21 protein-coding genes are annotated in these 18,725 nt (G+C 62.7%); 12 read left to right on the top strand and 9 right to left on the bottom strand.

From position 1 onward, the window contains the following. The first annotated feature begins 303 nt into the window (after positions 1 to 303). The 3 genes from HT585_RS22630 to HT585_RS22620 are packed head-to-tail and all read left to right on the top strand — an operon-like array spanning position 304 to position 2,856. On the top strand, positions 304 to 1,386 hold the full coding sequence (locus HT585_RS22630; protein WP_176355042.1) for a methionine ABC transporter ATP-binding protein: 1,083 nt from the start codon (positions 304 to 306) through the stop codon (positions 1,384 to 1,386). After that, the gene (locus tag HT585_RS22625) at positions 1,376 to 2,041 is read left to right on the top strand and encodes a methionine ABC transporter permease (protein ID WP_176355041.1); all 666 of its coding nucleotides are present in this window, start codon (positions 1,376 to 1,378) and stop codon (positions 2,039 to 2,041) included. Before HT585_RS22630 ends, HT585_RS22625 begins: the two co-directional genes overlap by 11 nt. Positions 2,042 to 2,079: 38 nt before the next feature. Next, positions 2,080 to 2,856 (top strand): MetQ/NlpA family ABC transporter substrate-binding protein, encoded by a 777-nt coding sequence (locus HT585_RS22620; RefSeq protein ID WP_077500452.1) that lies wholly within the window; start codon positions 2,080 to 2,082, stop codon positions 2,854 to 2,856. A 295-nt stretch (positions 2,857 to 3,151) separates the two neighbouring features. On the opposite strand, the gene trhO is transcribed toward HT585_RS22620, so the two are convergent. The 3 genes from trhO to HT585_RS22605 form a co-directional block, all read right to left on the bottom strand. Then, entirely contained in the window at positions 3,152 to 4,096 is a 945-nt protein-coding gene (trhO, locus tag HT585_RS22615; protein WP_176355040.1) for an oxygen-dependent tRNA uridine(34) hydroxylase TrhO, read from the bottom strand. Between the two features lie 77 nt (positions 4,097 to 4,173). Next, positions 4,174 to 5,082: a CHAD domain-containing protein gene (locus HT585_RS22610; RefSeq protein WP_176355039.1), complete on the bottom strand. Its 909-nt coding sequence runs from the start codon at positions 5,080 to 5,082 to the stop codon at positions 4,174 to 4,176. Further along, positions 5,079 to 5,552 (bottom strand): CYTH domain-containing protein, encoded by a 474-nt coding sequence (locus tag HT585_RS22605; RefSeq protein ID WP_176355038.1) that lies wholly within the window; start codon positions 5,550 to 5,552, stop codon positions 5,079 to 5,081. The genes HT585_RS22610 and HT585_RS22605 overlap by 4 nt, the downstream gene beginning before the upstream one ends. A gap of 201 nt (positions 5,553 to 5,753) precedes the next feature. Between HT585_RS22605 and HT585_RS22600 the strand changes: the two genes are divergently transcribed. The 4 genes from HT585_RS22600 (at position 5,754) to HT585_RS22585 (ending at position 8,307) form a co-directional block, all read left to right on the top strand. Next, positions 5,754 to 6,392: a 2-dehydro-3-deoxy-phosphogluconate aldolase gene (locus HT585_RS22600; protein ID WP_176355037.1), complete on the top strand. Its 639-nt coding sequence runs from the start codon at positions 5,754 to 5,756 to the stop codon at positions 6,390 to 6,392. Positions 6,393 to 6,578: 186 nt separating this feature from the next. After that, positions 6,579 to 7,286 carry a tellurite resistance TerB family protein gene (locus tag HT585_RS22595; protein WP_176355036.1) on the top strand — a complete coding sequence of 236 codons (708 nt, stop codon included), beginning with the start codon at positions 6,579 to 6,581 and terminating at the stop codon, positions 7,284 to 7,286. Positions 7,287 to 7,378: 92 nt separating this feature from the next. Then, on the top strand, positions 7,379 to 8,068 hold the full coding sequence (locus HT585_RS22590; RefSeq protein WP_176355035.1) for a GNAT family N-acetyltransferase: 690 nt from the start codon (positions 7,379 to 7,381) through the stop codon (positions 8,066 to 8,068). 2 nt (positions 8,069 to 8,070) lie between these two features. Then, positions 8,071 to 8,307 (top strand): hypothetical protein, encoded by a 237-nt coding sequence (locus HT585_RS22585; protein WP_057207582.1) that lies wholly within the window; start codon positions 8,071 to 8,073, stop codon positions 8,305 to 8,307. Positions 8,308 to 8,331: 24 nt separating this feature from the next. Here the strand turns inward: HT585_RS22585 and HT585_RS22580 are convergent, their stop codons facing one another. From HT585_RS22580 to HT585_RS22570, 3 genes are all read right to left on the bottom strand, one after another. Next, positions 8,332 to 9,393, bottom strand: coding sequence for a nickel/cobalt transporter (locus HT585_RS22580; RefSeq protein WP_176355034.1), 1,062 nt, complete (start codon positions 9,391 to 9,393; stop codon positions 8,332 to 8,334). Beyond that, positions 9,387 to 10,031 (bottom strand): DUF1007 family protein, encoded by a 645-nt coding sequence (locus HT585_RS22575; RefSeq protein ID WP_176355033.1) that lies wholly within the window; start codon positions 10,029 to 10,031, stop codon positions 9,387 to 9,389. Before HT585_RS22575 ends, HT585_RS22580 begins: the two co-directional genes overlap by 7 nt. Positions 10,032 to 10,137: 106 nt before the next feature. Beyond that, positions 10,138 to 11,031 carry a LysR family transcriptional regulator gene (locus HT585_RS22570; protein WP_176355032.1) on the bottom strand — a complete coding sequence of 298 codons (894 nt, stop codon included), beginning with the start codon at positions 11,029 to 11,031 and terminating at the stop codon, positions 10,138 to 10,140. A gap of 704 nt (positions 11,032 to 11,735) precedes the next feature. On the opposite strand from HT585_RS22570, the gene odc2 reads away from it, so the two are divergent. After that, a complete protein-coding gene (gene odc2 / locus HT585_RS22565) occupies positions 11,736 to 12,869 on the top strand; it encodes an ornithine/lysine decarboxylase (RefSeq protein WP_176355031.1) in 1,134 nt (377 codons plus the stop codon). 89 nt (positions 12,870 to 12,958) lie between these two features. Beyond that, a complete protein-coding gene (locus tag HT585_RS22560) occupies positions 12,959 to 13,549 on the top strand; it encodes a GNAT family N-acetyltransferase (protein WP_176355030.1) in 591 nt (196 codons plus the stop codon). A 96-nt stretch (positions 13,550 to 13,645) separates the two neighbouring features. Here the strand turns inward: HT585_RS22560 and HT585_RS22555 are convergent, their stop codons facing one another. From HT585_RS22555 to HT585_RS22545, 3 genes are read right to left on the bottom strand one after another with little or no spacing between them, the layout of a single operon-like run. Continuing rightward, positions 13,646 to 14,053, bottom strand: a complete 408-nt coding sequence (locus HT585_RS22555) for a VOC family protein (protein WP_176355029.1) — start codon at positions 14,051 to 14,053, stop codon at positions 13,646 to 13,648. Between the two features lie 25 nt (positions 14,054 to 14,078). Next, positions 14,079 to 14,651: a winged helix-turn-helix domain-containing protein gene (locus tag HT585_RS22550; RefSeq protein WP_176355028.1), complete on the bottom strand. Its 573-nt coding sequence runs from the start codon at positions 14,649 to 14,651 to the stop codon at positions 14,079 to 14,081. Between the two features lies 1 nt (position 14,652). After that, positions 14,653 to 15,282: a LysE family translocator gene (locus HT585_RS22545; RefSeq protein ID WP_176355027.1), complete on the bottom strand. Its 630-nt coding sequence runs from the start codon at positions 15,280 to 15,282 to the stop codon at positions 14,653 to 14,655. 260 nt (positions 15,283 to 15,542) lie between these two features. On the opposite strand from HT585_RS22545, the gene HT585_RS22540 reads away from it, so the two are divergent. The 3 genes from HT585_RS22540 (at position 15,543) to HT585_RS22530 (ending at position 18,621) form a co-directional block, all read left to right on the top strand. Then, positions 15,543 to 15,986 carry a glyoxalase superfamily protein gene (locus tag HT585_RS22540; protein ID WP_425513777.1) on the top strand — a complete coding sequence of 148 codons (444 nt, stop codon included), beginning with the start codon at positions 15,543 to 15,545 and terminating at the stop codon, positions 15,984 to 15,986. A 317-nt stretch (positions 15,987 to 16,303) separates the two neighbouring features. Then, complete coding sequence (locus HT585_RS22535; protein ID WP_246707848.1) at positions 16,304 to 17,437, top strand: multicopper oxidase domain-containing protein; 1,134 nt, start codon at positions 16,304 to 16,306, stop codon at positions 17,435 to 17,437. Next, entirely contained in the window at positions 17,434 to 18,621 is a 1,188-nt protein-coding gene (locus HT585_RS22530) for a ZIP family metal transporter (RefSeq protein ID WP_176355025.1), read from the top strand. Before HT585_RS22535 ends, HT585_RS22530 begins: the two co-directional genes overlap by 4 nt. Positions 18,622 to 18,725: the final 104 nt, after the last annotated feature.

The following is an 18,725-nucleotide window of genomic DNA, read 5'->3' as shown; positions in this document are numbered from 1 at the left end:
GAAAGAGCGGTTTTTTCCGCAAACGCCTCGCAAGCCGAAAAAACATACCTGTAAACGCGGGGCTCCATTGTCCATAAGCACCGTGGATTATGTCGCATGTTCTTCCTGCGGCAACGGCGTTGAACTCACCGGTTGGCTAATGCTAGAGAAGTGCTCCCTGTTCCGAATGCGTTGTCGAATGTCGGCCTGACAAGACGCGCCTTCCATCCCGCGCACTGAGCCCGGGATTTCGAGTTTCGAGCATCCGAGAGCACCTATGTACCCGTCCATAACGATAACGCCTCTTTCGGGGGTATCCGAGCGATGAGCGTTTCCGCCTACAAAGCCCCGGCGCCTGGCGATGCCGCCGTCATCTTCGACGGCGTCTCGAAGCACTTCGCTGCGTCCGGCAAGAGTGGCGGTTTTACCGCGCTTGACAACGTCTCGCTTTCGGTCGGCCGCGGCTCGATCACCGGCATCATCGGCCGTTCCGGCGCCGGCAAGTCGACGCTGATCCGCCTCGTCAACGGCTTGGAAAAGCCGACCGGCGGCAAGGTTCTCGTCGATGGCGTCGATGTCGGCGCGCTCGACGCGGCAGGCCTTCGCGATCTCCGGCGCTCGGTCGGCATGATCTTCCAGCATTTCAATCTGCTCTCGTCGCGCACCGTGTTCGGCAATGTGGCACTGCCGCTCGAAATCGCCGGCATGGACAAACATGCGATCGAAAAGCGCGTCCGCCCGCTGCTCGATCTCGTCGGGCTTGCCGACAAGCATGGCCGTTATCCTTCGGAGCTTTCCGGCGGCCAGAAGCAGCGAATCGGCATCGCCCGGGCGCTGGCGACCGAGCCGAAGCTGCTGCTTTCGGACGAAGCGACGTCGGCGCTCGATCCCGAGACGACGCAGTCGATTCTCGAACTCCTGAAGCGCATCAATGCCGACCTCGGCCTGACGGTGCTGCTCATCACCCACGAGATGGAAGTGGTGAAGGCGGTCACCTCGGACGTTGCCGTCATCGATCACGGCCGCATCGTCGAACGCGGCCACACCTTCGACGTCTTCACGCATCCGAAACACGAGACGACGCGGGCGATGCTTTCCGGGTTGCCGGGCTCGAAACTGCCTGATGCCGTATCGCGGGCGCTGAAGCCGCAGGCGACTACAGGTGACCGCGCCGTCGTGCGTCTGACCTTCTTCGGTGCGGCGGCGGAACGACCGCTGATTTCGCAGCTGATCAAGTCTGTCGGTGCCGAGGTCAACATCATTGCCGGTACGATCGACGAGATCGGTGGCCGGCCCTACGGTTCGCTGGTCGTCGCCTATGGCGCAGACGCGGAAACCGCAGGCCGCGCCGAACGCTTCTTCACCGAAAACGGTCTGGTCACGGAGGTGCTCGGTTATGTCGCCTGATATCCTGCTGAAGATCTGGGGCGCCACGCTCGACACGCTCTACATGGTGGCCGCCGCCGGCCTGATCGGCTCGCTGATCGGCCTGCCGATCGGCGTATTCCTGGCCACCAGTGGCAAGGGCGAACTCTTCCCGGCGCCGATGACCAACCGCATCGTCGGGCTGATCGTCAATGCGGCGCGCTCGACGCCGTTCATCATTCTCGTCGTTGCCATTATTCCCTTTACCCGGCTTCTCACCGGGACGTCGATCGGCACCAAGGCGGCGATCGTGCCGCTGACGATCGCCACCATTCCCTTCGTCGCGCGCCTCGTCGAGGCGGCGATCCGCGAGATCGACAAGGGGTTGATCGAGGCGGCCCGCGCCATGGGCGCGACGCCGATGCAGATCGTCTTCAAGGTGCTGTTGGCGGAGGCACGCCCTGCGCTGACTATGGCGCTGACCATGACCGCGGTCAGTCTCATCGGTTACTCCGCCATGGTCGGTGCCGTCGGTGGCGGCGGGCTCGGCGATCTCGGCATCCGCTACGGTTACCAGCGCTTCATGCCCGACGTGATGCTGGTCGTCGTCATCGTGCTGATCGTGCTCGTGCAACTGGTGCAGAGCGCCGGCGACGGGCTGGCGCGTCGCTTCGACAGGCGCAGCCGCAAGAACTGATTTCCCAAGACACCTATGTCACCAACAAGGAGATACCCATGAAGAAGCTCATCATTGCTGCGGCAATCGCAGCACTTTCCGCCGGTGCGGCGTTCGCCGAAACCATCAAGGTCGGCGTCACGCCGGGCGAACATGCCCAGATCATGGAGAAGGTGAAGGAAGTCGCAGCACCCAAGGGCCTCGACATCGAGATCCTCGAATTCTCCGACTACGTCGTTCCGAACCAGGCGCTTGCCGACGGCGACCTCAATGCCAACTCGTTCCAGCACCAGCCCTACCTCGACAACCAGATCGCCGATCGCGGTTTCGATATCGTCAGCGTCGGCACCACTATCACAACGCCGATGGGCGTCTATTCGAGCAAGGTGAAGAGCCTTGACGAGCTGAAGGACGGCGCGACGATCGGCATCCCGAACGACCCGACCAACGGCGGCCGCGCGCTGCTCGTGCTCGCTTCCAAGGGCCTGATCAAGGTCAAGCCGGAAGTCGGCCTGAAGGTCACTCCGTCCGACATCACCGAAAACCCGAAGAACATCACATTTGCCGAACTGGACGCAGCCCAGCTGCCGCGTTCGCTGGCTGACGTCGATGCGGCCGTGATCAACACCAACTACGCGCTCGAGGCCGACCTTCACCCGAAGGAAGACGCGATCGCCATCGAAGGCGAAAAGTCGCCCTACGCCAACGTCATTGCCGTGCGCACCGCCGACAAGGATGCTCCCTGGGTGAAGACGCTGGTCGAGGCCTACCACGATGAGAAGGTCCGTACCTTCATCAACGAGACCTTCAAGGGTGCGCTGATCCCGAGCTGGTAAGCTCTCTGTTCGACCGGAAATCTGGACCGCGCGCCGCACTCCGGCGTGCGGTTTTTCTGTTCTGCAATCGCGTCGTATTCTGCTCGGACATCACGTCAGGCGGGCATCGAGGTTTGCCCCTCACCCTCACCCTCTCCCCGCAGGCGGGGCGAGGGGACGCGGACTTACCGGATGTGGCAAGTTGGATGTGGACGGGTGGCTCTTCGGCGTTCGGGCGGTGCGGCAACTGCCTTCGGCCCGCTTGCGGGGGAGAAGGTGCCGGCAGGCGGATGAGGGGCCAACTCGCCTTCTCGCTTCAGCTTCCGAGGTGTTTTTCGCCGCGCTTCTTGGCCAGCGTGATCTGGCGCTGGCGCTGGCGATAGCGCTCGCGGTCCTCGTCGGTGCGCACTTCATGGCAATGGATGCAGGACACGCCGTCCTCGTGATGCGGAGAGGCAAGGTCGGCCACGGTCAAGGGCTGGCGGCAGGCGTGGCAGAGCGTGTGCTCGCCCTCTTCAAGTCCGTGCGTGACCGACACGCGATCGTCGAAGACGAAGCAGGCGCCTTCCCAGAGGCTTTCTTCCTGCGGCACTTCTTCGAGATATTTCAGGATGCCACCCTTGAGATGGAAGACCTCGTCGAAGCCCTGTTCCTTCATGAAGGCGGTAGCCTTCTCGCAGCGGATGCCGCCGGTGCAGTACATTGCGATCTTCGGCTTGTTGTGCAGGCCGGTATTGTTGCGCACCCAGTCGGGAAACTCGCGGAAGGTCTTGGTTTGCGGATCGACCGCACCCTTGAAGATGCCGATTGCCGTCTCGTAGTCGTTGCGCGTGTCGATCACGATCGTCTCGGGATCGGAGATCAGGGCGTTCCAGTCCTTGGCGTCGACATAGGTGCCGACGATCTTGTTGGGGTCGATGTTGTCGACGCCCATGGTGACGATTTCCTTCTTCAGCCGCACCTTCATGCGCAGGAACGGCATCGAGGAGGCACGGCTTTCCTTGTGCTCCAGGCCGGCGAATTCCGGCTGAGAACGCAGATAGGCAAGGACTGTCGTGATGCCGGCGTCGGTGCCGGCGATCGTGCCGTTGATGCCTTCATGGGCGAGAAGCAGGGTTCCCTTCACGCCGTTCTCGTCGCAGACGGCTTGCAGCGGCTCACGGAATTCGGCGAACTGCGGGAAGGCGACGAAATGATAGAGCGCTGCGACCATGAACTGGCCATGCGTCTCCGGGCGCGGGGTCGTGGAAATGTCGGTCATGGGCCGTGCAAATACAGCTTTCGTGCGATAAGTGCAATCCGGACCTCCCGCGCAGGGCCATCTGTCGCGGTTCGGAGCTAGCGGCTGGCCTCAAGCCAGAGCAGCCGGACGGTCCGGCTCTCGTCATCCGGCGCGTCGAGGAAGACGTTCCTCGCACGGTCCCGCGCAGCCAAGCGCAGGGTCTCCTGTCGCGCGATGACGGCGGAGATCAGATAGGCCTGATCCTGGCTGTTACCGGCGAGACCCGGATTCTCGTTGACGACCGAGGTCATGACGTCGAGGTCGTTGAGGTGGCCAAGGACATCGACCAGCGCCTTTGCATCCAGGCGTTTTGCTTCCATCGCCGAGGGCCATGCCTCATGCATCAGGGCCAGGTGCATGCGATAATCCTGCGCCCGCTTGCGCAACTCGTGGAAAGCGGCCGCCTCGGTGCTGGCCTCGCACGCGTCGCGGGCGCGGGCTGCGCGCTTCAGCGTGCGGCGCCAGCCTTTCGCCAGCCGGTCCGCCGTCCTGCGGCGACGGTCGTCGAAGGAGACATGGGCGAGTGCTGCCATCGCCTGCTCGCAATTGACGATGGTAGCCGCGATCCTGTCGTCGAGATCGGTTTCGCTGGCCGCAATCCGGTCGCGCCGCTCCAGCAATCGCGAACAGACGTGGTCGAGAGCCTTCTCCTCGTCGTCGCTGCGGGCGCCTTCATGCAGATAGCGGGCATTCTCGACGAGCGCGGCCGCGTCCCGGACGGTGGAGAGATTGCGCGCCATGTCGCGGATGCGGGCATTCTCCTGTCTTTGAAACAGCGGCGCGTCGGCGGCAACGAGCCGGTAGAGCGCGCGTACGCGCTTGAAGCACTTGCGGGCGCCGTGGATCGCCTCGTGCACCCCATCGGGGCAAAGCCGAAGAAGCTCGATCGCCTGCTCGAATTGTTCCGCGCCCACTCTGCTGAAGTCGTCGGTGAAGCTGCGGCTCGGTCGGAAGGCGTAACTCATTCCTGTTCTTCCACACGTCCGTTGATGGCAAGCGACTGGTTGGAGTAGCGGCGGTCACCGGTGATCTCACGGCCGAGCCATTCGGGAAGTGCCGGCAGATCCGTTTCCCGCTTCATCTCGACCTCGGCGACAACGAGCCCTTTGAGCGCGCCCTCGTAGACGTCGACCTCCCAGGTGAAGCCTTTGTGCGGCACGCGGAAGCGCCGCTTCTCGATGACGACGCCGACCGCCTGTGTCAGCATCTCCTTCGCGTCGTCCATCGACACGTCATACTCGTACTCGTTGCGCACCAGCGCCGACTTGCCGATCTTGATCGTCAGCCGCGCCCATTTGTTGCCGTGGATTCGAATGCGCACGGAACGGTTGTCCATGGTGACGACATAGGCTTGCCGGAGCTCAGTGCCCTTGTCGGCATGCTCCCGCCATCCGTCGGAGGCCACCAGGAACTTGCGCTCTATCTCCTTCGCCATGGGTATCCCGCATTTCGAGAGGGTTGATTGTCATCAAACTATCGTTTTACGGGAAGGGCTCAAGTATCTCTTTGTTGTCGAAATTATTTTCTTATTTTCTCATATACGATCGATGACCTTGATCTTCCTTCGGCCTCGACAAGCGGCGGCGGGCGGAGTATGCGGGGACGCATATTCAATCGTTTTAAAAGGACGATCTGCATGAGCGTGAAAACCGACAAGCTTCTTTCCATCCTCAAACTTCAGCCGGTCGTTCCGGTGCTGGTGATCGACGACGTGGCGACCGCCGTGCCGCTGGCGCGCGCACTTGTCGCAGGTGGGCTGAGAGCGATCGAGATTACCTTGCGCACACCAGCAGCCCTTGAAGCGATCAGCGCCGTTGCCAACGAGGTCGAGGGTGCGGTGGCCGGCGCCGGCACCATCCTCAATGCTGCCCAATTCGAGGCAGCGATCGAAGCGGGTTCGCAGTTCATCGTCAGCCCCGGCACGACACAGGAGCTGATCGACGTTGCCAAGGACCACGACGCCCCGCTTCTGCCCGGCGCTGCGACCGCGAGCGAAGTCATGGGCCTGCGCGAAGAGGGCTACGAGGTCATGAAGTTCTTCCCGGCCGAACAGGCCGGCGGTGCCGCCTATCTCAAGTCGCTGTCGTCGCCGCTTGCCGGCACCTTCTTCTGCCCGACCGGCGGCATTTCGCTTGCAAACGCGCGCGACTACCTGTCGCTGCCGAATGTCATCTGCGTCGGCGGTTCGTGGGTGGCGCCGAAGGATCTGGTGGCCAAGGGCGACTGGGCCGGCATCACCAAGCTTGCGGCGGAAGCCTTTGCGCTCAAGGGCTGAGACCCGTTCTATCGCCTGAAGAATTTTAAGGCCGGGCCAAGTGCTCGGCCCTTTTCGTGTGCAACGCGAATTTGTATTTTCACTGCAACGTTCCTATGTCTCAATCCGTTTGATGGAACGGGTGCAGGCGGCGCCCTGTTCCGTATGTTGTTTCAACCGCCTGGAACCGACAAGGAGCGAGACCCCATGTTCGACGCGAAGAAATTGCTGGACCAGTTTCTGGGATCGCAGGTGCCGGGAGCCGGTGGATCGGTGCGTGACCGCGCCGGCCAGGTGACGCAGCTCGCCAAGGACAATCCGCTGGCAACCGGCGCCATCGCCGCGGTCCTGCTCGGAACCAAGTCGGGCCGGCAGCTGACCGGCAATGCGGCCGTGCTCGGTGGGCTCGCCGCCATCGCCGGCCTCGGCTACCAGGCCTACAAGAACTACCAGTCCGGCAATGCCCCGGTTACCGATCCTGCCGCCCAGAGGCAGCCTGAACTCTTGCCGCCGCCGACCGATTCCGGATTTGCCGCCGAGCCGGAGAAGATCAGCCACGATTTCGCGCTCGTTCTCGTGCGCGCCATGATCGCCGCCTCGCGCGCCGACGGCCATATCGACGAGGCCGAGCGTCGGCACATCATCGACAAGCTTTCGGTGTCCGGCCTGTCGGCTGATGCGTCGGCGTTCCTCGAGGTCGAGCTGGCCAATCCGGTCGATATCGACGCCATCGTCAACGCCGCGAAGACCGAGGAAGAGCGCGTCGAGGTCTATACCGCGTCGCGCCTGACGATCGAACCTGAAAGCCGCGCCGAGCGGGGCTATCTCGATCTTCTCGCCGGTCGCCTCGGCCTTCCCGATGCGCTCGTCGATCATATCGAGGCAACCGTGTCGTCGGCCAAGGTTCCGGCCTGATCAAATCGCTCATGGATTGATCACGAGTTTGAATTTGTGTCGGCCGCTTCTCTGTCCTATGCCGGGCACAGGAGTAGCGGAAGAGGTGGCCGATGCGTGATCTGAGCAACTGGAAGGGATGTCCGGCGCCAAAGCCGGTGGCGATCGAAGGTCGATACGTCAGGCTTGAGCCCTATGACCGTGCGACGCACAGGCAGGACCTGTGGGATGGGCTCGGCGGTATGGGCATCAATCCGCTGCTCAAATATTTCGCGCAGGCCGATTTCGGCGGCATCGACGATTTCGACGCCTGGCTGACCACAGCCCAGGAAAAGGGCGGCTGGGTCACGGAAGTGTTTCGCGACAAGGCGAGCGGCAAGGTCGTCGGCATGGCGAACTATATGCGCGCCGATCCTGCCAACGGCGTTGTCGAAGTCGGGTCCGTTGCGCATGGCGCGGCGATGGCCCGTTCGCCGCTGTCGACCGAGGTGCATTACCTCATGGCCAAGCACGTCTTCGAGGATCTCGGTTATCGCCGCTACGAGTGGAAATGCAACAGCGAGAATGAGCCGAGCCGGACGACGGCACTGCGCCTCGGCTTCAGTTTCGAGGGCATTTTCCGCCAGCATATGATATCCAAGGGCGGCAACCGCGACACGGCCTGGTTCTCGATGATCGACAGCGAATGGCCGCTGCTCAATGCCGCATTCGAAAACTGGCTGTCGCCTGATAATTTCGATGCCGATGGTCGCCAGAAGCGGCGGCTGGAAGATATTCGCGCGGACCTCGCGCCAAAGGAGTGAGCGTGAACGCGCCCGAGAAGACCAGAGAAAACCAGGCCCCCAAGGAAAAGTCGCCGGCGATTGCCGCGGCCGTCATTCTGGCCGTCGTCGGCGTCGGCTTCTTCGTGCTGCCATCGATCATGCTGCGGCTCGGCGATATATCGGTCTGGCTCGCGGGTGCCTTCGGCGTCGTCTTCGTTCTCGGATTCTTCCTGATCTTCTGGCTGCGCGCGCGCCATCAGCGCAAGCGCGGCCTTTGATCCGCTGAGGATGCCGTAAGAGCGTCAGCTCTGCAGCGCGGCGCCGAGCAGGACCAATCCCAAGATAATCACGAGCAGGGCGCCTGATATCTCGATGCCGTTCGAGATGCGGGCGGCCGATTGGGCGCTTGACGCATAGCGCACCGCAAAACCCTTTGCCGTGACGGCGAGCGTCGCCAGGATCGAAACCGTGATGGCCGTGCCGATCGACATGGCAAAGACCGAGAGGATGCCGCCGAGATAAAGGCCGTTGAGCAGGGCGAAGGACAGGACGATCAGTGCGCCCGAGCATGGCCGCAGGCCAACGGCGACGATCGCCGACCAGGCCTCGCTGACGGCGAAGCGATCGCCCTTCAGCATCGAGGGATCCGGCGCATGCGCATGGCCACAGGTCGAGCAGACCTCGCCGGCGCCATGGCTGTGGTCGTGATGATGATGGCCGTGGCGATGATGGGTATGATCGTGAAGATCATGGTCATGCTCGATTTGGACATGTCCGCCGCCGGCCGTTGCCATCAGGGCCGACGGGCGCATCATCGAGCGCAGCTTGCGAAACAGGAGCCAGCCACCGAAGGTGGCGATCAGTGCGTAGCTCGCAATCTCCAGGGAGCGCGTCGCGTCGGTCATGCTGATCGAGGATCCGCGCAGAACCAGATAGACGGCGCCGACGAGCAGGATGGCGACGACGCCCTGCAGGATCGACGACATGAAGGAGAGCAGCACGCCGCGCTTCAGCTCGGTTTCGTTGGCGATCATGTAGGACGAGATGACCGCCTTGCCGTGGCCGGGACCGGCGGCGTGGAAGACCCCATAGGCGAAGGAGAGGCCGATCAGCGACCAGAGCTGCCAGGGGTTTTCGCGCATGCCCTTCAGCGCGCCGGTCAGTGTGCGATAGAAGCCCTGCTGCTCGGCGTTCACCCAGGCAAAGAAGCCGCCGAGGAAGCCGGTGGTCTGAAAGGATGGTTCTGCCGTGCCGATGCCAAGCGGCGATTGTGCCGAGGCAAGGCCGGCGCTAAGCGCGGTCAACACAAGCGTTGCGGCAATCAGGCCGCCGACCTTGCGGGTGTTCAGCCGGGTGTTCAGCATGTGATCTCTATCCTGGTTGCAAAGAGCTTCGACATGTCGGTGCCGGTCGGGTCGCTCCAGAAGGCGTCGGTCAGCGTGTCCTTGTTTTCGGCAAGGACTTCGTCAGGATCAGGGCGCACGACCTTGTGCTCGCAGGCTGAGATCTTGTGGCCGACCACGGTCAGGTCGTCGTCGGTCGGGAAGTCCATGGCCGTATACATGGTCGGGTCGTAGACGCCGAAGGAGAGCTTGCCCTTGAGCGGCATCGGCTCGGCCGGCTTGACCGCGAAGATCATCAGCAACTGGCCGTCCTTGTAGTCGACGGTGATATGCTCGGGCTTGCTGACCTTGATGGATTTGCCGTTTTCGAGCGCTGTCGTGTAATAGTTGTACTCTGCCAGCGATTCCAGCACTGTCTGGCCGACTTCCGCCAGCTCGTCCGGGTCGAGCGTCGCGTTCGAGTTCTTGTCGAAATCCAGCACGACACTGGCGGAAAACAGCTCGTCGAAACGCCAGACGTTCCTGAGCTCGCTCACTTCACCCTTGTCGTCGGAGGCCACTTCGAGCCGCGCCTCGGCGAAGATGTGCGGGTGGGAGAAGGCCAGGGTCGGCGCAAGCAGTGTGGCAAGGCCGGCCATGACGAGGCGCTTAATTCTCATGAAACGGCAATCCTTCTGGTCGGGCCTTCTGGTCGGAGGCGTGTTGGCGCCTCCGATTCGGTCCCGCAATGTACTGGAAATGGGACGGATTTGGGACCTTGCCGCCTCAACGCGGCTTGCGGAACCAGGTGTGGAGGTAGTCGACCAGCGTGCGCACCTTGGCCGGCAGGTAGCGGCGATGCGGATAGATCGCGTAGATGCCGCGGTCGCGCGGCAGGAAGTCGTCGAAGAGCGTGACGAGTTCGCCGGTGGCGACCTTGGGGCGGGCGATGAAGTCGGGCACCAGTGCCACGCCGATGCCCGATACGGCGGCGCGCACGGAGGCAAGCGGGCTGTTGACCTCGATCGGGCCGCTGACGGGTACGGTGAAGGAGGATCCGTCGGGCTCGATGAAGCGCCAGTTGGAATAGGACCGGCCGTTGGTGTCGAGAATGCATGGGATCTTGGACAGGTCGCTCGGATGTTCGATGGGCCCGACCTTCTCCAGGAAATCCGGGGACGCACAGATCAACACCTGGAAATCGTCGAGCTTGCGAGCGATCAGCGTTGAATCTTCGAGCCGTGTGATGCGGATGGCGACATCGAAACCTTCTTCGACGAGGTCGACGAAACGATCGTCGGAAACGATTTCAAGCGACAGCTCCGGATGCTGCTGGCCGAAATCGATCAGCGACTGGCCGATCTCGGCATCGACGAAGGTGCGCGGCGCGGTGATCCGCAGCCTGCCCTTGAGGTCGGAATTGTTGGCGCGCACGAGGTCGGCGAGATTGTCGATCTCCTTCAGGATCTCCGACGCCGTGCGATAATAGGTATGGCCGGCTTCCGTCAGCGAGAATTGCCGTGTGGTGCGATTGAGCAGTAGCGCACCCAGTTCGTCCTCGAGTTCACGCACATATTTTGAAAGCAGCGCCTTCGACCGGCCGACACGGCGGGCCGCGGCCGAAAACCCTTCGGCGTCCACCACATCGATAAAGGCGCGGATGCGGGTGAGCGTGTCCATGGCCGGTCTTTCCTCGTCTTGCCTCGCCGCGGGGCTTTGATTCGCCGCGAGTGCTTCTTTCAGGTTTCTTTGTTCTGCGGCTGTCTTTGCAGCCGATTTCGTCCGCTATCCGGAGTTCAATGATCGGATAGGCGAGACGTCGAAATAAATCCAGTTCTTTCAATCGCTTGCGGCGGTCATGACGTCAGCTTCGATTGTTCAGTAAACGTGAACATTGCGAGTGTTGCCGGTCTCGAAAAAAATTCAACAGCAGCGATGAAAAAACTCTTGATTACGACAAGGTTTTTTCTTACCTACGCCTTGCCCAAAGTCGCACGTGCCTGTGGGTGTCCGCCGACCCTCGATTAGGTGAGGGTATCGGTAAGGTACCTGGAACTAACCCCTCCAGTCGCTATTCCGGCCAACCGGGAAATGCGAGGACATCTTGAAGCAACGACGGTGCGGGCCTTTCTGGTGTCTGCCGGCTCTCCAACAGCCGGGGTTACTGAAGAGGCACACCTTCATTGCCGGAAGTGCGGTTGGGTTATCCCCTCCAATCCATGGCAGACAAAGCCGAATTGAAGCCTAGGCGGGCTTCGGTTCACCGTTCGCGCATCGAGCGCATGCTTGGTTCCGGGGTCTCCACCGGCTGGTTCCAGAGCATTCGCGCGTATGCCCTTTGTCCTCCGCGCAGGCGGAGCATTTTGGATCAGGGGAATAAGGCCATGACCACGGCTCGCATCATCGACTTCATCAACACCCGACGACCCGATGGCCCGTGCCTCGTCGTCGACCTCGACGTCGTGCGCGACAATTTCAAGGCTTTCCGCCACGCGATGCCGGACAGCTCGATCTACTATGCGGTCAAGGCAAACCCGGCGCCGGAAATCCTGCGCCTGCTCGCCGGCATGGGCTCCTCCTTCGATTGCGCGTCCGTCGCTGAAATCGAAATGGCGCTCGACGCCGGTGCGACCGCCAGCCGCATCTCCTACGGCAACACCATCAAGAAGGAGCGCGACATTGCCCGCGCTCACGCTCTCGGTGTGTCGCTCTTTGCCGTCGACAGCCATGAGGAAGTCGAGAAGGTTGCCCGTGCAGCCCCCGGCGCCCGCGTGTTCTGCCGCGTGCTCACCGATGGCGAAGGTGCGGAATGGCCGCTGTCGCGCAAGTTCGGTTGCGTCCCGCAGATGGCCGTCGACGTGCTCGTCTACGCCCATCAGCATGGCCTGGTCTCCTACGGCGTCTCGTTCCATGTCGGTTCGCAGATGACGAAGCTCGACGCCTGGGATGCAGCTCTCTCTGATGCCAAGCGCGTGTTCGTGCAGTTGGCCAAGCAGGGCATCGAGCTCAAGATGGTCAACATGGGCGGTGGCTTCCCGACGAAGTACCTGAAGGACGTGCCGACTGCTGAAGCCTATGGTCAGGCGATCTTCGGCGCGCTGAAGAAGCACTTCGGCAACCACATCCCGGAAACGATCATCGAGCCGGGCCGCGGCATGGTCGGCAATGCCGGCGTGATCAAGGCGGAAGTCGTTCTCGTCTCGAAGAAGTCGGACAACGACGCGCACCGTTGGGTGTTCCTCGACATCGGCAAGTTCGGCGGTCTCGCCGAAACCATGGACGAGGCGATCCGCTACCCGATCCGCACAGCGCGCGACGGCGACGAGATGGAGCCTTGCGTGCTGGCCGGCCCGACCTGCGATTCGGCCGACGTGCTCTATGAGAAGAAGATGTATCCGCTGCCGATCACGCTCTCGATCGGCGACGAGGTTCTGATCGAAGGCACCGGCGCCTATACGACGACCTACTCGGCCGTCGCCTTCAACGGCTTCGAGCCCTTGAAGTCCTACGTGATCTGATCCGGCCTGCTCCCGTCTTCGGGCGGGAGCGCCACTTCACAATGTTCTCCAGATGCCGCCTGAAGCGGTTTTGATGACGGGAGGCCCGGATGGCCGCTGTTGTTGATGCCCTGCGCGCGTTTTTCGCGCCGTCCACATTTGTTATCGATAGCGAAAACCCGGGTGACGTCGTCGCCCGCGAAAACCTGCTCGACCGTGCCATGGGGCCGGAGCGGCGTCGCAAGTCGTCGGAAAAGCTGCGCAGCGGCCGTGTGCCGGCCGAAGGCCTCGCCTTCGTCGCCCGCGATCTCGATGGCCATGTCATCGCGACCGTTCGCCTGTGGAATGTCGAGGCAGGCGTCAACCGCGAAGGCCACAGCATTCCAGCGCTTTTGCTCGGCCCGCTGGCGGTCGATCCGGCCCATGAGGGCAAGGGCATCGGCGGCATGCTGATGCGGGCGGCGATCGAAGAGGCCAAGAGCCGCGGCCACGGCGCGATCCTGCTGGTTGGCGATGCCGCCTACTACGAGCGCTTCGGCTTCTTTGCCGCGGGTGCGCAGCATCTGGTCATGCCCGGCCCGTTCGAGCGCAGCCGTTTCCTGGCGCTCGAGCTTCGCGATGGTTGGCTCGAAGGCGCTGCCGGCCTGATCGTCGCCAGCGGCCGCAAGCTGGCGCTGGCGCGGGTCCAGCGCGCCGCCTGACGTCTTTCCGCCTCCAACCCTGCGGAGGCGGATTTTTCGCTGCTCCCCCATCTGTCACGTGCGAGGGATGGGGGAGCACGTCATATCAATAGCAAGTCACGCCTCGGGTTTCGACGGCCGCGCATCATAACAGACGAAGGCAAGCTTGTTGCCGTCGGGGTCGCGCACATAGGCCGCGTAGAAGCCCTCGCCATAGTGCGGACGAAAGCCGGGCTTTCCTTCCTCTCTGCCTCCACGCTCCATGGCGACCTCGAACAATCGGTCGATCAGCCCGGCGCTTTCCGCCAGGAAGGCGGTCATGGCGCCATTGCCGACGGAGGCGGTTCCGCCGTCGAACGGGTGGCACGCAAAGAAACGCGGTGCCTTGCCGTCGTCCTTGCGCCCCCAGGAGGAGACCTGCTCGTCACAATAGCAGCGCTCCTGGCCGATCAGCGCCATCAGCGGATCGTAAAAGTGTTCGGCCCGCTTGAGATCGGTTGTTCCGACCATCGTGTACCCGATCATGTCATCTCCCTTGTTGTGGTGTCGTTCAAGCCTGGCCGAGAAACGATCGGCCGCGCGGCGACAGCCGGTAGCCGACAGCGAGGCTTTCTGTCAGCCCCAGTTCCTTCAGCTTGCGGATGCGCGCCTTGAGTTTCAGCTTCTCCATGCCGACCTTTTCCGCAATCTCGGCAGCGGTGATGCCGTCCCGCGAGGCGATCAGCTGGAGCGTCGCTTCCGCCCAGATCTGTCCGGCCGCCTTGTCGAAGCGGGTGAGGCGGGCGGCAATCGCATCACGATCGGCCTGCCCTAGCGTTTCCTCGTCGCGCAACGAGAGGCGCGGATCGTCGCCCGAGCGGTGGAAGGCGATGCGGTATAGCGTGCCTTCGGAGCGGCTGCCGAGCTCGGCAAAGAGCGCATCGCACGTCGGGAAGCCGGCGCAGTACGCATCTGCCATGCTGATATCGCCGGCCTCTATTGCTTCTATCGTGTCGATCGACAACACGCCTGCTGCGGTGCGCAGGCTGCCGCCGGCCTTGACCGTCGGTTTCGTCCAGCGCCGGAACGCGAGCGTCACCTTTCCCTTGGCGATGTTGTCGAGGATCTCCTTGCGAAACAGCATGTCAGTTGGTGGTGCGGCGATAGAAGGCGAGGGAGCCTGCCAGCGCCAGCAGGGCTCCGCCGCAGATGCGTTCGAGCCAGACGGCGCCGGAATGCTTGAGGAATCGGGCCGCCTGCGATCCGAGCAAGGCATAGCCGAGCATGACGACAAGATCGACTGAGGCGAACACGGCAGCAAGTGCTGCATATTGCGGCGCCTGCGGCAAACCAAGGTTGATGAATTGCGGCAGGAAGGCCGAGAAGAACAGATAGCCCTTCGGGTTGGTGACGGCGACCAGAAAGCTCTTCAGAAAAATTGCTGATGTCGTGGCGTCGGCGGTGTTCTTGTCGGTGGAGACGTCGAGCGTGCCCTTCGAGCGCAAGAGCATGATGCCGAGAAAAGCGAGATAGCCGGCACCCAGCCATTTAACGACGGTGAACCAGAATTCCGAAGCGGCGAGCAAGGCCCCAAGACCGAGCGCAACCGCGCCGATCAGCACGAAGTCCGAGAGTATGGCGCCGACCATGCCCGCAAACGCGCGCCTGATGCCGTAACGTGAGCCGTTGGTCAGCGCCAAAAGCACCGTCGGGCCGGGCGTGGCAATACCGATGAAAGCGACAAGGGCGAATGCGAGGAGGGTGATTTCACTCATGATGATCTCCAGCGTAGCGCAGCAGGGCAAGTCGTCCCACACCTCAAGCGACTGTGCAACAGGAGGCTCGGGCCGCATTTGACAGCTTCGGGTGCTTACCCTATGGAGAGGGCAGGGCAAGGGCCCCTGCCGTCCGCGAGCGTCATGCTTTGGTGAAGCCCTTCTTTTCATACACGGTCAGCCGAAACGGCATGCGAACCGGTGGCAATGCGGGCTCCCATCTCTTAACATTGCATGCCGCAGCAGGAGACCCTGTCATGATGCGCGGATCAAACACGCTGCCATCGCTCGATGCCCTTAAGGACCAGGCGAAACGTCTGCGATCGCGGCTATCGGGCGAAGGCGAGACCATCACCCACTCCCGTTCGCTTGAACTGATCGCTGCCCAATACGGCTATCGCGACTGGAACACGCTTCACGCGGCCGTCGGCAATCGACCGCCGTTCAATCCCTGGATGCTCGGTTCACGGGTGAAGGGCCGTTATCTCGGCCAGCCCTTTGAAGGTGAGATCCTCGCGGTGCACGCGCTGACGTCGCAGTCCGGGCGCTACCGGTTGACGATGAAATTCGACGAACCCGTCGATGTCGTCACTTTCGAGAGCTTCTCTGCCTTCCGCCAGCGGGTGACCGCGACGGTCGACGAGAACGGGCGCACGGTCGAGAAGACGTCGAACGGTCGCCCGCAATTGGAACTGGAATGGTGAGCGACGGTTGTTGCGGTTGCGGCCCGACCATTGTCTTTGCCGCCTACCGGGCACTTGCTGTTCAGCCAACATCCCCGAAGCCAAACGCTTCGGGGATGTAACGGTCCTGCCGTCTTACCCTTCAACGATACCGCCGGGGTCAATCCGTTAATCGTCTCCGCTTGCGCCTTCATCAATTGCGAATGAGTTGCATTTGCATTATCAATGTAGTTGCGAACGGTTCGCAATTAGGCGCGCCGGTCAATTCGGGCTTTGTGGCATCGCCTCTGCAAATCGGAGCGGACACGTGGCGCCGTATCGGGCGAGGGGCGACATCCATGGACAATCCGGTGAAACCAGACCTGCTGAAACGACGCAGTCTTCTGATGGGCGGGCTGGCGGCGGCCGGTGGCACCGCGATCTGCGCCGGGGCTGCCTTGGCGCAACAGGCGACCCATGGCGGCGGTCACCAGATGGCGGCGCAGACTTCGGGGGATATGGCTGCGCCCATGCCGGCAATGGGGCATGGCGCCATGATGACGGTCGGCGACGTCGATAGCAGCGTCAATGGTTTCGATCCGACAGACATGCTGACCGACTGGGACACCGGCACCGTCTCGGTGTTGCCGGACGGGCGCACGCTCCGGACCTTCGAGATGACGGCGCAGGATCGTGACATCGAGATCGCGCCCGGCATCACTTTTCCGGCCTGGACCTATAACGGCCGCGTGCCTGGGCCGGCGCTTCGGGCCAAGGAGGGCGAACGCCTGCGCATTGTTTTTCGCAACTACGCTTCGCATCCGCATTCGATCCATTTTCACGGCATTCACGCGGCGCGGATGGACGGTGTGCCGGGCGCGGGCATGGTCGATCCCGGTGACGAGTTTGTCTACGAATTCGATGCCAAGCCCTTCGGCTGCCATCTCTACCATTGCCATGCGATGCCGCTGCGCCGGCATATCCACAAGGGCATGTACGGCGCCTTCGTCATCGACCCGGACCCCGAGCGTCACCCTGAAAACGTGGACGTCGCCCGTTCGCGGCTCCTCGGCACGCCGGAGAATGCCGGCTGGCAGGAACTGGTGATGGTGATGAACGCCTTCGATACCAATTTCGATGCCGAGAACGAATTTTATGCGGTCAACACCGTCGCCCACGCCTTCATGAAGCGGCCGATCCGGATCGTGAAGGGCAAGCCGGTGCGCATCTATCTCGTCAATGTCATCGAGTTCGATCCGATCAACTCGTTCCACCTGCACGCCAATTTCTTCGATTACTACGATCAGGGAACGACGCTGACACCGACGCTGAAAACCGTCGATCTCATCACCCAGTGCCAGGCGCAGCGCGGCATTCTGGAGTTCACCTTCGCCGAGCACGAACCCGGCCTCTACATGTTTCATCCGCACCAGACCGAGTTTACCGAGTTGGGGTGGGTCGGCATGTTCGACGTGGTGGAGGCGCTGGTATGAACGAGACCTTGCCGAGAGCCGCCATCCGCGCGGCAAAAACCAATCTCGTATGGCTGGCGCTGCCGCTCATCGCCTTTGGCATCGCCGTTGCCTGGATCCTGTCGACCGATCCGCTGTCGAGCTTTCGCAACGGGGCGCCGCCGGTCGAAAACCTGACCTTCGAGCGAACAGTGCTCGATGACAGCGGTGTGCGCCTGCTGGTTCGCGCCGGTGGCTCGGAACCGATGACGGTGGCGCAAGTCCAGGTGGATGACGCCTACTGGCAATTCACCCAGGATCCGCCGGGTCCGATCGCCCGTGGCCAAACGGCCTGGCTGAGCCTGCCGTTCCCCTGGATGCTCGGCGAGGCGCATGCGCTGAAAGTGGTGAGCAATACCGGCGCGACCTTCGCGCACGACATCGCCGTCGCCGTGCCGACGCCGCAGGCGACGCCGGGTCAATTGCGATTGCAGGCGCTGGTCGGCATCCTCGTCGGCATCGTGCCGGTCGCCGTCGGCCTGATGTTCTATCCGGTGCTGCGCGGCGTCGGTGCATCGGGAATGGCGTTTCTGTTATCGCTGACGATTGGGCTTCTCGCCTTTCTGCTGGTCGATGCAAGCGCTGAAGCGTTGGAACTGGCGTCGCAGGCGGCAGCCATTTTCCAGGGGCCGGTCATGGTGGTGCTGGCGGGCCTGGGCAGCTTTCTCGTGTTGATGGCGATCGGCCGACGCGGCGGCGTGCCGACAGGACTGGCGCTCTCCACCTATATTGCGCTCGGCATCGGCCTGCACAATCTTGGCGAAGGGCTTGCGATCGGGGCGGCCTTTGCCGCCGGATCGGCCGGGCTCGGCACCTTCCTGGTGGCCGGCTTCGCCCTGCACAACGTGACCGAGGGCATCGGTATTGCTGCGCCGATCCTGAAGCAGCGGCCGTCACTGTGGGCCTTTGCCGGCCTGACATTCCTCGCCGGCGGTCCGGCGGTGCTGGGCATATGGCTCGGCAGCCTGGCAACGTCGGCGCAATGGTCGGCGCTGGCGCTGGCTGTCGGGGCGGGGGCGATCCTGCAGGTGATCGTCGAGGTCGGCGCCTATCTGATGCGCCAGAGCGGCAAGCGCACAGAGGTCTTTCTGACGCCGCCTGTGATGGGCGGACTCGCGGCCGGTGTTGCCTTCATGTACGTGACCGCGGCGGTGGTGAAGATTTGATTTTTGGAGATCGCTGCCGTGTGGCTGGGCGTTGCAGGTCGTGGCTGCATCTGCCCCTCATCCGGCTGCCGCCACCTTCTCCCCGTCTGCGGGGCGAAGGGACT

The organism is Ensifer oleiphilus (genome assembly GCF_013371465.1).
Lineage (GTDB): Bacteria > Pseudomonadota > Alphaproteobacteria > Rhizobiales > Rhizobiaceae > Ensifer > Ensifer oleiphilus.
The sequence above is the reverse complement of the archived record's forward strand: the minus strand, read 5'-3'. Positions and strand labels throughout refer to the sequence as shown.

Coding starts and splice junctions, on each gene's coding strand:
- HT585_RS22600 (WP_176355037.1), top strand. CDS start 5,754: ATGAGCGTGAAAACCGACAAGCTTCTTTCCATCCTCAAACTTCAGCCG.
- HT585_RS22580 (WP_176355034.1), bottom strand. CDS start 9,393: ATGCTGAACACCCGGCTGAACACCCGCAAGGTCGGCGGCCTGATTGCC.
- HT585_RS22540 (WP_425513777.1), top strand. CDS start 15,543: ATGCGCGGATCAAACACGCTGCCATCGCTCGATGCCCTTAAGGACCAG.
- HT585_RS22610 (WP_176355039.1), bottom strand. CDS start 5,082: ATGAGTTACGCCTTCCGACCGAGCCGCAGCTTCACCGACGACTTCAGC.
- HT585_RS22550 (WP_176355028.1), bottom strand. CDS start 14,651: ATGCTGTTTCGCAAGGAGATCCTCGACAACATCGCCAAGGGAAAGGTG.
- HT585_RS22545 (WP_176355027.1), bottom strand. CDS start 15,282: ATGAGTGAAATCACCCTCCTCGCATTCGCCCTTGTCGCTTTCATCGGT.
- HT585_RS22575 (WP_176355033.1), bottom strand. CDS start 10,031: ATGAGAATTAAGCGCCTCGTCATGGCCGGCCTTGCCACACTGCTTGCG.
- trhO (WP_176355040.1), bottom strand. CDS start 4,096: ATGACCGACATTTCCACGACCCCGCGCCCGGAGACGCATGGCCAGTTC.
- HT585_RS22530 (WP_176355025.1), top strand. CDS start 17,434: ATGAACGAGACCTTGCCGAGAGCCGCCATCCGCGCGGCAAAAACCAAT.
- HT585_RS22555 (WP_176355029.1), bottom strand. CDS start 14,053: ATGATCGGGTACACGATGGTCGGAACAACCGATCTCAAGCGGGCCGAA.
- HT585_RS22560 (WP_176355030.1), top strand. CDS start 12,959: ATGGCCGCTGTTGTTGATGCCCTGCGCGCGTTTTTCGCGCCGTCCACA.
- HT585_RS22630 (WP_176355042.1), top strand. CDS start 304: ATGAGCGTTTCCGCCTACAAAGCCCCGGCGCCTGGCGATGCCGCCGTC.
- HT585_RS22535 (WP_246707848.1), top strand. CDS start 16,304: ATGGACAATCCGGTGAAACCAGACCTGCTGAAACGACGCAGTCTTCTG.
- HT585_RS22605 (WP_176355038.1), bottom strand. CDS start 5,552: ATGGCGAAGGAGATAGAGCGCAAGTTCCTGGTGGCCTCCGACGGATGG.
- HT585_RS22570 (WP_176355032.1), bottom strand. CDS start 11,031: ATGGACACGCTCACCCGCATCCGCGCCTTTATCGATGTGGTGGACGCC.
- HT585_RS22590 (WP_176355035.1), top strand. CDS start 7,379: ATGCGTGATCTGAGCAACTGGAAGGGATGTCCGGCGCCAAAGCCGGTG.
- odc2 (WP_176355031.1), top strand. CDS start 11,736: ATGACCACGGCTCGCATCATCGACTTCATCAACACCCGACGACCCGAT.
- HT585_RS22625 (WP_176355041.1), top strand. CDS start 1,376: ATGTCGCCTGATATCCTGCTGAAGATCTGGGGCGCCACGCTCGACACG.
- HT585_RS22620 (WP_077500452.1), top strand. CDS start 2,080: ATGAAGAAGCTCATCATTGCTGCGGCAATCGCAGCACTTTCCGCCGGT.
- HT585_RS22595 (WP_176355036.1), top strand. CDS start 6,579: ATGTTCGACGCGAAGAAATTGCTGGACCAGTTTCTGGGATCGCAGGTG.